Below are 11,607 nucleotides of genomic sequence, written 5' to 3' on the forward strand. Positions count from 1 at the left end.
TCAGGCTCGGGCACCTGCCAGGGCCGCCGCGACCGCGTCCATCGGCGGGCGGACCGCCGGATCGGGCTGGGTGCAGGCCCGCTCCAGGTCGCGAAGGCCCGGCGGATCGCCCGCACAACGGTCGAGCAGCTCGCCGAGCAGCAGGCCGTAGGCCCTCACGTCGAAGGCCGTCCACGGATGGTCTCCGGCATCCGACGGTAGCAGGCCGGCCGCCCCGAAATCGCCGAGCACCGCCCGGCCGGCAGCGCCGTCCCACAGGACGTTGTGGGCGTAGAGATCCCCGTGCACGAGGCCCCGGGCATGGAGATGCGCCGCCCCCGCGGCGACGCCGGCGGCGATCGCGACGGCGACGTCGGGCTCGAGGCGAAGGGCCGGGTCGTAGACGTCGCGACTGCAGCTCTCCAGGCTCGGCGGTCCGGCCAGGGCTCGCCAGTGAGCCGGCAAAAGAGGCATCAGCAGGCCCTGGCGTCCCTCCGGGCGATCGCACGTCCGACCGAGCGCGCCGGTGAGGTTGGGATGCGCGCCGGCCCGGAGGCAGGCCGCCATCTCGCGCTCGGGCAGACCGTCGCTGGTCATGGCTCCCTTGAACAGCTTGAGCGCCACCGCGGTCGCCGGCCCTGTCCCGTCTTCGCGCCAATCGGCGCGGTGGATCCATCCCGATGCACCTTCGCCCAGACGCTCGCCGAGGGCGAGCTCGTTCCAGGGCACCTCGCGGACGAGGCCTGGCATCGACCCCACATCGAATGAATTGCCGGCAAACGAGAGCCAGGCTAGGCGTGGAAGGGTGTCGATCCAGGCGGGCAGTCGATCGAAGCGGTTGGCCGACAGGCGCAGCAGTTCGAGGTTCGAGGCTCCGGCCAGCGTGTCCGGCAGGGCCGACAGGCGGTTGCCGGCCAGCATCAGCTTCTGCAGGAGCGGCCGCTGCCCGATGGCGGCGGGAAGCGTCTCGATCCGGTTGTCGGTGAGGGTCAGCCAGCGCAGCAGCGGCGGCAGCGCCTCGCCCGGCACCTCGCGCAGGCCCGTGCCGCGAAAGCCGACCTGGCTCAGCGCCGGACAATCCCCGAGCACCGGCGGCAATCGTGAAAAACGGGTGCCCGAGCAGAACAGCACGCGCAACCGCGTCAGGCGGCCGAGATCGTCGGGCAGCCGGTCGAGGGGACCGTTGCCGAGATCCAGGATCTCGAGGGTCTCGGCGAGCCCAAGGATCTCGCGGGGGAATTCCGCCACGCCCGGCAGCCGCAGTTCGCGGGTGCCGGCGAGGTCGCCCCGGCGCAGGGCCGCGAGCCGCGCGAGGGTGGGATCGGGACCCGTCACGGGCCCGTGCCGGAGAGCGGGTTCGCCTCGTCCCAAGCGTAGCTCAGGGTCTCGAACCGCATCGCGGCGGCATCGACCATCAGCAGGCGACCGACCAGGGACTCGCCGAACCCGGTCACCGCGCGGATCACCTCCATCGCCATCAGCGAACCCATCACCCCGGCGAGCGCCCCGAGCACGCCGGCCTCGGCGCAGGGCAGGACGCTGCCGGGCGGCGGCGGGTTCGGGAACAGGCAGCGATAGGTCGGGTTCGGCCGTCCGTCAGGACCGGTCTCGTGGGCGCGGATCGTGGTCAGGGTTCCGTCGAACCGGCCCAGCGCCGCCGTCACCAGGGGGCGCCGGGCATGGAAGCAGGCGTCGGAGACGGCGTAGCGCGTGGCGAAATTGTCCGAGCCGTCGGCGACGACGTCGTAGCGGGCGATGAGATCGGCGGCGGTCTCCTCGCTCAGGCGGATCGGATGCGCCTCCACGACCACATGCGGGTTGAGCCGGGCGACGGCGTCGGCCGCGCTCTCCACCTTCGGGCGCCCGAGATCGGGGGTGCCGTGGATCACCTGCCGCTGCAGATTGGACAGCGAGACCGTGTCGTCGTCGACGATGCCGATGGTGCCGACTCCGGCCGCGGCGAGATACTGGATCAGCGGCGCCCCGAGCCCGCCCGCGCCGACCACGAGCACGCGGGCCGCCTTGAGCCGCCCCTGGCCCGGCCCACCGACCTCGCGCAGGACGAGGTGGCGGGCATAGCGTTCGATTTCGTCGCCGGAGAGAGCCATGGATGCCCGCTTAAACGCTGGCGGGCGTCGCCGGAAGACATGGGTTTGCCGGATACCCGGGTCACGCTATGCCCGGGGCACCACTCGAAGGGCCGTTTCCCGTGCTTGACCCGATCATCGCCCCCTCTCCCCTCGCCCTCGCCCAGGCCCTGATCCGCTGCCCGTCCGTGACGCCTGCGGAGGGCGGCGCCCTCGGCCATCTCGCGACGGTCCTGGGTGCGGCGGGTTTTCACGTGGAACGTCCGGTGTTCTCCGAGCCGGGCACGCCGGACATCGAGAACCTCTACGCCCGCTTCGGCAGTGGCCGCCCGTACCTGCTGTTTGCCGGCCATACCGACGTGGTCCCGACCGGCGACGTCGCGGCCTGGCGTCACGGGCCGTTCGCGGGCGTGGTCGAGGACGGACTGCTCTACGGGCGCGGCGCCGTCGACATGAAGGGCGGCATCGCTTGCATGCTGGCCGCCGCCCTCGCCCACCTCGCCGCCCACGGCGAGGCCTTCACCGGCTCCATCGGCTTCCTCATCACCGGCGACGAGGAAGGGCCGGCCGTGAACGGCACCGTCAAGCTCCTCGACTGGGCACGGGCGCGCGGCGAGCGGTTCGACCATTGCCTGCTCGGCGAGCCGACCAATCCGGGCCGGCTGGGCGAGATGATCAAGATCGGGCGGCGCGGCTCGCTCACCGGCCACCTCAAGGTGCACGGCCGCCAGGGCCACGTCGCCTATCCGCACAAGGCGGAGAACCCGATCCCCGGCCTGTTGCGCCTCGCCTCGGCGCTGCTGGCCGCGCCCCTCGACGGCGGCACCGCGCATTTCGATGCCTCGAACCTCGCATGGACGACGCTCGACGTCGGCAACCCAGCCACCAACGTGATCCCGGCCGAGGCTCGCGCGACCTTCAACGTGCGCTTCAACGACCTCTGGACCGCGCAGACCCTGGGTGCCGAGATCCGCCATCGGCTCGACGCGGCGGCGGGGAGCGAGGTGCGCTTCACCCTCGACCTGCTGCCGTCGAACTCACCGGCGTTCCTGACGACGCCCGATGCCTTCACGACACTGGTCTGCGCCGCCATCGAGGCCGAGACCGGCCTCGTGCCGGCGCTCTCCACCACCGGCGGCACCTCGGACGCCCGCTTCATCAAGGACGCCTGCCCGGTGATCGAGTTCGGCCTCGTCGGCGAGACCATGCACCGCACCGACGAATGCGTGGCGGTGGCGGATCTGGAGAGGCTGACGGCGATCTACGGCCGGGTCCTGACCGCCTATTTCGGTGCGGCGTCCTCGTCGTAATCCACCCCCACGAACGTCAGCCCCTGGGCCGGGGCCATCGGCCCGCATCGGCTGCGGTCGCGGCCGGCCAGGATGGCGGCCACGTCGGCCGGGCTGAACCGGCCGCAGCCGGCCATCATCAGGGTGCCGGTCATGGCGCGGACCTGGTGGTGCAGGAACGAGCGGGCCGCGGTGGTGATGACGATCTCCTCGAACAGGCCCATCGTCGTCACCGCCACGTCGAGGCGTTCGAGGGTGCGCACCGGGCTCTTGGCCTGGCATTCGGCGGCGCGAAAGGCAGTGAAGTCGTGGCGGCCCAGGAGCGTCTGCGCGGCCTCGTGCATCGGCCCGGCATCGAGTTTCCAGGGCACGTGCCAGACGTGGGCGCGGGTGAGGGCCGCCGGGCTGCGCCGGTTGAGGATGCGGTAGCGATAGTGCCGGCGGATCGCCGAATGGCGGGCGTCGAAGCTCTCGGGCACGACCTGCGCACTCACCACCGCGACGGGATGCGGCCGCAGGTGGGCGTTGAGGGCGTCGCGCACGGTGTCGGTGCGCCAGGCCTTCGTCAGGTCGAGGTGGGCGACCTGATGGATGGCATGGACGCCGGCATCGGTGCGCCCGGCGCAGGTGAGGCGTGACGCCTCCCCCGAGAACCGCGTCACCGCCGCCTCGATCGTGCCCTGGACGGTGCGGTCCTCGGCCTGGCGCTGCCAGCCGCAGAACGGGGCGCCGTCGTATTCGATCACGAGCTTGTAGCGCGGCATCAGCGACACGCCGCCGCGACGGCCGGGTGTCGGGTCACGGCAGCCGGAATCCGGGCGCCAGCCGGGCGCCGCCGACGAACTCGGGCCCGGTGGACACGCCGCCCTTGCCGGCGCGGCGCAGTTCCAGCAGCTCGACGGCACCCTCGCCGCAGGCGACGGTGCAGACCTCGTCGAGCAGGGTCCCCGGCGCCCCCGCCCCCGGCGCGACCCTGGCGCGCAGCACCTTCACCCGCTCCGGGCCCTTGCCGAGGTCGGCTTCGAAGAACGCGCCGGGGGCGGGCGACAGCCCGTTGATGTGATGGGCGACCTCCTCGGCCGGCAGGTCCCACCGGATGCGGCTCTCCGCATTGGTGATCTTGTGGGCGTAGACGACCCCGTCCTCGGCCTGTGGTGTCAGGGCGAGGCCGTCCCGGGCCAGGACCGCGAGCGCACGGGCCATCAGATCGGCGCCCGCCGGCATCAGGGCGTCGTGCAGGGCGCCGGCCGTCGTGCCCGGAGCGATGGGGATGCGGTGCTCCATCGCCACGGGGCCGGTGTCGAGGCCCGCCTCCATCCGCATCACGCCGACGCCGCTCTCGGCATCGCCCGCCATGATGGCCCGCTGGATCGGGGCGGCCCCGCGCCAGCGGGGCAGCAGGGAGGCATGCAGGTTGAGGCAGCCGTGGCGGGGAGCGTCGAGGATCGCCTGCGGCAGGATGATGCCGTAGGCCACCACCACACCCACGTCGGCGTCGTGGGCGCGGAAGGTCTCGGCCGCCTCCTCGCCGCGCAGGCTCGACGGGGTCAGCACCGGCAAGCCGAGGCGGTCGGCCAGCGCATGCACCGGCGATGGGGTGAGGGCCATGCCGCGCCCGGCCTTGGCCGGCGCGCGGGTGTAGACGGCGGCGACCGTGTGGCCGTCGGCCGCCAGCCGTTCGAGGGTCGCCGCGGCGAAGGCGGGGGTGCCCATGAAGACCAGTCTCACGCGCGCTTCCCCTCGGGCGGTCGCGGCACGCTCAGGCGGCCTCGCCGCGCTTGGCCGCCTTGGCGAACTTCTTGGTGACACGGTCGCGCTTGAGCTTCGACAGGTGGTCGATGAACAGCACCCCGTTGAGGTGGTCGATCTCGTGCTGGATGCAGGTGGCGAGCAGCCCGTCCGCCTCGATCTCGCGCGTCGCGCCGTCGAGGTCGCGGAAGGCCACGCGGACCCGGTCCGGCCGCTCGACCTCGCCGTAGAACTCGGGGATCGACAGGCAGCCCTCGTCGTAGATCCGCTTCTCCTCGGACGACCACACCACCACGGGGTCGAGGAAGACCTGCGGCTCGCGGGCGTTCTCGTCCTTCGAGGTGTCGATGGTGACGATGCGCTTGGCCACGCCGATCTGGATGGCGGCCAGCCCGACGCCGGGGGCGTCGTACATCGTCTCCAGCATGTCGGCGACGAGGGCGCGGACCTCGGGGGTGACCGCGCCCACGGGCTCGGAGACCAGACGCAGGCGCGAATCCGGCAGGATGACGAGGGGACGAATGGCCATGACGTAACCGGACTGGAAAAAAGGGGTCGAACCGCGGGATCGCGGGCCGTCGCCGTCCGCCGTCGCGTCCCTGCCGCAGATAGGGTTTGACGGATCGCCGGTCAAATCGACCGCCGCGCGGAGCGGGCTTTGTAGGATATCCGTCCTATAAAGCGTCGAGCGGAGCGATAGCCAAGGCCGCGGAGGCGGCCGCCGGCGCCTGAGGCCAGTCAGAAACCCAGGGCACCGCCCCTCAGGCCAGTTGCTCGATGAGACCGTCGCGGATGGTGACGCGCCGGTCCATGCGGGCGGCGAGATCGAGGTTGTGGGTGGCGACCAAAGCGGCGAGGCCCGAGGCCCGCACCAGCGAGAGCAGGATGCCGAACACGTGGGCGGCGGTGTGCGGGTCGAGGTTGCCGGTGGGCTCGTCGGCCAGCAGCAGGCGCGGCCCGTTGGCCACGGCGCGGGCGATGGCGACGCGCTGCTGCTCGCCGCCCGAGAGTTCGGCCGGGCGGTGGATCAGGCGGTCCTTGAGGCCGAGGAAGCTCAGGAGCTCGGTGGCGCGGGCCTTGGCGTCCTTGCCGCTCAGGCCGCGGATGAGCTGGGGCATCACCACGTTCTCCAGCGCCGAGAACTCCGGCAGCAGGTGATGGAACTGGTAGACGAAGCCCATCTGCTCGCGGCGCAGGCGCGTGCGCTCGGAATCGGCGAGCGTCGCGGTGGGGGTGCCGCCGATGTAGACCTCGCCCCCGTCGGGCCGCTCCAGCAACCCGGCGATGTGCAGCAGCGTCGACTTTCCGGCGCCCGAGGGCGCCACCAGGGCGACGAGTTCTCCCGGCCAGATCGCCAGGTCGGCGCCGCGCAGGATCTCCAGGGCGCCATGGCCCTGGCTGTAGCGACGCACGACCTGCGAAAAGAACAGGGCCGGGACCGGCTGGTCGCCGGCCGCCTCGGCTGATGGGGGCATGGGAAGTGTCCTCTCGTCCACTCGGCGGGCAAGGCGTCGGCAAACCGACACCTCGCCCGCTCAAGTTTTTGGTTTGGCGCAGGTTCTGATCGCAAAACCGCGGGGCACTTTTGCGGACCCTGCTCAGCCGTAGCGCAGGGCCTGCACCGGATCGAGCCGGGCGGCGCGCCACGAGGGATAGAGCGTCGCGATCAGCGACAGGGCGATCGAGGTGACCACCACGACGGTGATCTCGTTGGCGTTCATCTCCGCCGGGATCTCGGCGAGGAAGCGCACCGTCGGGTCCCAGGCGGTGGGAAACAGCACCCGCTGGATCGGCTTGATGTTGAGGGTGATGAGCGTGCCCAGCGCCAGCCCGCCCAGCGTGCCAACCACGCCGATGAGCGCGCCGTTGATGAGGAACACCCGCATCACCGTGCCCGGCGTGGCGCCCATGGTGCGCAGGATCGCGATGTCGCTCGACTTGTCGCGCACGAGCAGGATCAGCCCGGAGACGATGTTGAGGGTCGCCACCACCACGATCAGGCTGAGGATGAGGAACATCACGTTGCGCTCCACCTCCAGCGCCCCGAAGAAGGTGCGGTTGCGCTGGCGCCAGTCGGTGAGCACCACCGGCCGCTCGGCGGCCATCTCCAGGTCGGAGCGCAGGGCGCCGACCGCGTCGGCGTTGTCGACGTAGACCTCGATGAGGCTGACGTCCCCCTCGCGGTTGAAGTAGGCCTGGGCCTCGGCCAGCGGCATGAAGACGAAGGTGGCGTCGAACTCGGTCATGCCGATCTCGAACACCGCCTTGATCGTGTAGGCCTTGGTGCGCGGGGCCGTGCCGAACGGGGTGGTGGCGCCCTTCGGGGTCGAGAGGGTGATGTTGTCGCCGGCCTGCAGGCCCAGCGCCTCCGCGAGGCGGCGGCCGACCGCGACGCCGGTGCCGTCGTCGAAGCCGGCGAGCGTTCCGGCGCGCAGGTTCTTGGCGATGGCGCCGATCTTGTCGATGTCCTCCGCGCGGATGCCGCGCACCAGCACACCGCTGCCGCCATAGGGCGAGGAGGCGAAGGCCTGGCCCTCGACGAGGGGAATCGCCGAGCGCACGCCGGCCACCTTGGACAGGCGGTCGGCGAGATCGGCGTAATCGGTGAAGGCGGTGTCCACCGGCGTGACGAAGACGTGGCCGTTGATGCCGACGATCTTGGACAGGAGCTCGCTGCGGAACCCGTTCATCACCGAGAGCACGATGATGAGGGTGGCGACCCCGAGGGTGATGCCGAGCACCGAGAAGAACGCCACCACCGAGACGCCGCCGCCGCGGCGGCGCGCCCGCAGGTAGCGCCCGGCGAGGATCCACTCGAACCCGGCGAAGGGGGGCGTGTCGCCCCGCTTGAAACGGGACGGCAGGTCCTTGAGGCGGGCCGTGACCTTGGCGAGCGCGCTCATGCCGATCCCGTCGTCCCGGTCGAACGCCGCGAAAGCCGCGACGTGCGCGTTCCGGAGGTCATCGGGAACGCGGCGAGCCGCTCCCCGTCTTCGCGCGTCGCGTCCTGATCCTGCGCTCGCATCAGACCCGCTTCAGGCGAGCGAGCAGGTCGATCGGGGCCAGGGTCTCGCGCTCGCCGCCGGCGCGGCGCTTGACCTCGACCTTGCCCTCCGCGAGCCCGCGCGGGCCGACGATGACCTGCCAGGGCAGGCCGATCAGGTCGGCGGTGGCGAACTTGGCGCCCGGCCGCTCGTCGCGGTCGTCGTAGAGGACGCTGAGGCCGCCGGCCTCGAGCATCGCCTGGATCTCGGCGCAGGCGGCGTCGGTGGCCCCGTCGCCGGTCTTGAGGTTGATGAGCGCCACGTCGAAGGGCGCCACCGCGTCCGGCCAGACGATACCGGCCTCGTCGTGCGAGGCCTCGATGATCGCCGCCACCAGACGGCTCGGGCCGATGCCGTAGGAGCCCATGTGGACCGGCCGGTCGACGCCGTCCGGCCCCGTCACCTTGGCGCCCATCGCCTCGGAGTACTTGGTGCCGAAATAGAAGATGTGGCCGACCTCGATGCCGCGGGCCGCCATCCGGCGCTCGTCGGCGACCTCGGCGAAGGCCGCCGGCTCGTGCATCTCGCTGGTGGCCGCGTAGAGGGAGGTCCAGCGGTCGACGGTCCCCTGCAGGCCGGCCACGTCCTCGAAGTCGGTGGTGGCGGGAGGGATGTCGAAGGCGAGGTAGTCGCGGTCGCAGAACACCTCGCTCTCGCCGGTCTGGGCGAGGATGATGAACTCGTGGCTGAGGTCGCCGCCGATGGGGCCGGTGTCGGCCCGCATCGGGATCGCCTTGAGGCCGAGCCCGGCGAAGGTGCGCAGGTAGGCGACGAACATGCGGTTGTAGGCGTGGCGTGCCGCCGCCTGGTCGATGTCGAAGGAATAGGCGTCCTTCATCAGGAACTCGCGCGAGCGCATGGTGCCGAAGCGCGGGCGGACCTCGTCGCGGAACTTCCACGAGATCTGGTAGAGGTTCTTGGGCAGGTCCTTGTAGGAGCGCACGCTGCCGCGGAAGATCTCGGTGACGACCTCCTCGGCGGTGGGGCCGTAGAGCATCTCGCGGTCGTGCCGGTCCTTGATGCGCAGCATTTCCTTGCCGTAGGCGTCGTAGCGGCCGGACTCCTTCCACAGCTCGGCCGATTGCACGGTGGGCATCAGGAGTTCGATCGCCCCGGCGCGGTCCTGCTCGGCCCGCACCACGTCGCAGACCTTGTTGAGGACGCGCAGGCCCAGCGGCAACCAGGCGTAGATGCCGGCGGCTTCCTGGCGGATCAGCCCGGCGCGCAGCATCAGGCGGTGGGAGACGATCTCCGCTTCCTTGGGCGTCTCGCGCAAGGTCGGCAGGAAGTAGCGGGACAGACGCATGGACGGCCTTGACGAGAAAAGCTCGCGACGGCCCGGAGGGCGCACGCCGGCGCACACAACACATTGCCCTGGAAAAACACAAGCGTAGACGGGCAACGGTTTCGGTTTGCGGCCGGCTCGGCGCCGATGCCGGGGCCCTCCCCCGTCCGCGACCGATGCCGGCGACCGGGCATGACAGTTTGTCGCGTCCGTTGCAGAAAAACGCAAGGAACCTTCTCTGCCCGCGTGACAATACGAATTCTTGTTCCTATAAGCGGCGCCGCGATGGTCGCGTTGCTGTCCAGAGGCAATGCGCGGTCCGAGTCTCGGGAGGAACAGTCAGCCGCCGCGCCAGCAAGGCGTGAGATAATTCAAGGCTGAAACGAGAGCACCGTCTTAAAAAGCAAGGCATTCGCCTTGCTTTTTTTATTGTCCGCTCACCGACCGATCTGGCCGACGTCGCTCGCCGCCACCGGGCTCCAGCGCAGGATCTGGACGTAGCCGTCCCTGGCGGCCACCACCACCTGCCGGCGGTAGCGGTTGACGATGGTGCCGGGCGTATGGCGATGCGCCTCGTGCCAGCCCTCGGCCTGCGCGACGTAGACGCGGCCGTCGCCGAGGCGGGCGATGGTCTCGATGGTGCCGAAGGCCCGGACCCGGCGCAGGACCGCGTCGACCCCCGCCCGGAAGTCGAGGGTGCGGTCGGCATCCGTCACCCGCGCCCAATAGGAGCCCTCCCCCTGCGGCTCGGCCGCCCGCCAGCGGGCGGGCAGCTCCCGGGCGACCGGCCCGAGCGCGATCCGCCGCGCCGCCATCTGGCATTTGGCCAGCAGGGTCTCGTGGGTGTCGGCCGGCGTGAGCGGGAAGTGGTCGCGGGCCAGGATGTCGCCGGTGTCGAAGCCGGCCTCGCCGAGGACATGGGCGGTCACCCCCCAGCGCTCGTGGCCGTCCGCGATGGCGCGGAACAGGGGATAGGGTCCGCGCCCGACCGGCAGCGGCGACGGGTGGACGTTCAGGGCGTAGGCCGCCCGCCCCTGCCAGCCGGTCACCAGCCAGGGATAGCCGGCCACCACCAGGGCCCAGTCCCGCCCGTGGACCTGGGCCAGGGCGTCCAGATCGGCGACCTTGAGGCGGGAGAGCTGCATCGGCACGCGGTGGCGCCGGGCCTGGGCCACCACCGCCTCGTTGTGGTCGTAGAGCCCGTCGCAGGGCCGGGTGAACAGCTTGATCGGTGTCCAGCCCGTCTCGATCAGCGCATCGAACACGCCCCCGAGGAAATCGATGCCGGCGAAGGCGAACTTCATGAGGTGTCTCGATCGGTCGATGGAGGGTGGCCGTCGCCTGCGACGCCGCAACCGGGTGTCGCGGCGCGGGGTGGGGTCCCCAGCGGACGCTTGCGCCTTACCTAGCCTGTCTGGACGGGAATGGGAGCGGGCATGAAGCGAGTGGTGATCTACGGGGGCACCGGAGGCATCGGCGCCGCCACCGCGCGGGCCCTGCGCGCCCGCGGCGTTCCGCTCCACCTCGCGTCCCGCGATGCGGCCCGCCTCGCCGAGCTCGCCGAGGCACTCGGGGACACCACCGTCACGGCCGGCGACGTCACCGATCCGGCGTTCTTTTCGCGGGTGACCGAGGAGGCGGGCGGCGAACTCGGCGGCCTCGTCTATGCGGTGGGCACCATCACCCTGCGCCCGCTGGCACGGCTGACGGCGCAGGACGCGGAGACCGACTTCCGCATCAACGCGCTGGGCGCCTTCCTGGCGGTCCAGGCCGCGGCACCCGCCCTCAAGGCCGGGGCCGGCGCGGCGGGGGCCGGCGTCGTCCTGTTCTCCACCGTGGCGGTCTCGCAGGGCTTCACGGCGCACGCCTCGGTGGCGATGGCCAAGGGTGCGGTCGAGGGGCTGGCCCTGTCGCTGGCCGCCGAGCTCGCGCCGCAGGTGCGCATCAACGTGGTGGCGCCGTCGCTGACGCGCACGCCGCTGGCCACGGCCATCACCTCCAACGAGACCCTCGCCTCGGGCATCGCCGCGATGCACGCGCTCCAGCGCCTGGGCACGCCCGAGGACGTCGGTGCGCTGGCCGCCTTCCTGGTCTCGGAGGAGGCCGGTTGGATCACCGGGCAGGTGATCGGGGCCGACGGCGGCCGCTCCACCCTGCGCACCAAGGGCTGAGCC

General features: G+C 71.5%; 11 protein-coding genes. 2 read left to right on the top strand and 9 right to left on the bottom strand.

Annotated features, from left to right (window positions below; genetic code table 11):
- Complete coding sequence (locus ASG59_RS10405; RefSeq protein WP_056408755.1) at positions 1 to 1,314, bottom strand: leucine-rich repeat-containing protein kinase family protein; 1,314 nt, start codon at positions 1,312 to 1,314, stop codon at positions 1 to 3.
- Positions 1,311 to 2,087, bottom strand: a complete 777-nt coding sequence (moeB, locus tag ASG59_RS10410) for a molybdopterin-synthase adenylyltransferase MoeB (protein WP_055879672.1) — start codon at positions 2,085 to 2,087, stop codon at positions 1,311 to 1,313. Before moeB ends, ASG59_RS10405 begins: the two co-directional genes overlap by 4 nt.
- A 68-nt stretch (positions 2,088 to 2,155) precedes the next feature.
- Here moeB and dapE point away from each other — a divergent pair, with 68 nt between their 5' ends.
- Entirely contained in the window at positions 2,156 to 3,376 is a 1,221-nt protein-coding gene (dapE, locus tag ASG59_RS10415; protein ID WP_056408756.1) for a succinyl-diaminopimelate desuccinylase, read from the top strand.
- On the opposite strand, the gene truA is transcribed toward dapE, so the two are convergent.
- From truA to ASG59_RS10450, 7 genes are all read right to left on the bottom strand, one after another.
- The gene (gene truA / locus ASG59_RS10420; RefSeq protein WP_056281115.1) at positions 3,349 to 4,119 is read right to left on the bottom strand and encodes a tRNA pseudouridine(38-40) synthase TruA; all 771 of its coding nucleotides are present in this window, start codon (positions 4,117 to 4,119) and stop codon (positions 3,349 to 3,351) included. The two genes, dapE and truA, sit on opposite strands and share 28 nt — an antisense overlap.
- Positions 4,120 to 4,153: 34 nt before the next feature.
- Positions 4,154 to 5,068, bottom strand: coding sequence for a methionyl-tRNA formyltransferase (gene fmt / locus ASG59_RS10425; protein WP_200945954.1), 915 nt, complete (start codon positions 5,066 to 5,068; stop codon positions 4,154 to 4,156).
- Positions 5,069 to 5,114: 46 nt separating this feature from the next.
- Entirely contained in the window at positions 5,115 to 5,633 is a 519-nt protein-coding gene (def, locus tag ASG59_RS10430; protein WP_056408759.1) for a peptide deformylase, read from the bottom strand.
- A gap of 232 nt (positions 5,634 to 5,865) precedes the next feature.
- Positions 5,866 to 6,579: an ABC transporter ATP-binding protein gene (locus ASG59_RS10435; protein ID WP_055879688.1), complete on the bottom strand. Its 714-nt coding sequence runs from the start codon at positions 6,577 to 6,579 to the stop codon at positions 5,866 to 5,868.
- Positions 6,580 to 6,702: 123 nt separating this feature from the next.
- A complete protein-coding gene (locus tag ASG59_RS10440) occupies positions 6,703 to 8,007 on the bottom strand; it encodes a lipoprotein-releasing ABC transporter permease subunit (RefSeq protein WP_082494292.1) in 1,305 nt (434 codons plus the stop codon).
- 121 nt (positions 8,008 to 8,128) lie between these two features.
- Positions 8,129 to 9,454, bottom strand: a complete 1,326-nt coding sequence (gene proS / locus ASG59_RS10445; RefSeq protein ID WP_056408761.1) for a proline--tRNA ligase — start codon at positions 9,452 to 9,454, stop codon at positions 8,129 to 8,131.
- A gap of 416 nt (positions 9,455 to 9,870) precedes the next feature.
- Positions 9,871 to 10,737, bottom strand: a complete 867-nt coding sequence (locus ASG59_RS10450) for a formyltransferase family protein (RefSeq protein WP_055879696.1) — start codon at positions 10,735 to 10,737, stop codon at positions 9,871 to 9,873.
- Between the two features lie 132 nt (positions 10,738 to 10,869).
- Here ASG59_RS10450 and ASG59_RS10455 point away from each other — a divergent pair, with 132 nt between their 5' ends.
- Positions 10,870 to 11,604 (top strand): SDR family oxidoreductase, encoded by a 735-nt coding sequence (locus tag ASG59_RS10455; protein ID WP_056408764.1) that lies wholly within the window; start codon positions 10,870 to 10,872, stop codon positions 11,602 to 11,604.
- Positions 11,605 to 11,607 lie beyond the last annotated feature (3 nt).

This window comes from Methylobacterium sp. Leaf466 (genome assembly GCF_001425565.1).
GTDB lineage: Bacteria > Pseudomonadota > Alphaproteobacteria > Rhizobiales > Beijerinckiaceae > Methylobacterium.